Here is a 263-nt window from a genome sequence, read left to right as displayed (position 1 = left end):
CTGCAGCGCCTTGTTCGCATTCTGCTCAACCAGGAACACCGTCACGCCCTGCTCCCGGATTTCACGAATGATGTCGAAAATCTGCGCAATCACCAGCGGCGCCAACCCCAGCGTCGGCTCATCCAGCAGCAACAACCGCGGCCGCGTCATCAACGCCCGCCCGATCGCCAGCATCTGCTGCTCGCCGCCCGACAGATAGCCCGCCAGGCCGCGGCGGCGTTCGTACAGCCGCGGAAAATATCCGTACACCAGGTCGAAATCGG

General features: G+C 63.5%; 1 protein-coding gene. It reads right to left on the bottom strand.

Going from position 1 to position 263, the window contains the following annotated elements:
* On the bottom strand, positions 1-263 hold a 263-nt coding region (locus SB751_RS31820), incomplete at both ends, for an ATP-binding cassette domain-containing protein (protein WP_410749250.1).

Origin of the sequence: Cupriavidus sp. SIMBA_020 (genome assembly GCF_046535395.1) — a bacterium.
Taxonomy (GTDB): domain Bacteria; phylum Pseudomonadota; class Gammaproteobacteria; order Burkholderiales; family Burkholderiaceae; genus Cupriavidus; species Cupriavidus campinensis.
The sequence above is the reverse complement of the archived record's forward strand: the minus strand, read 5'-3'. Positions and strand labels throughout refer to the sequence as shown.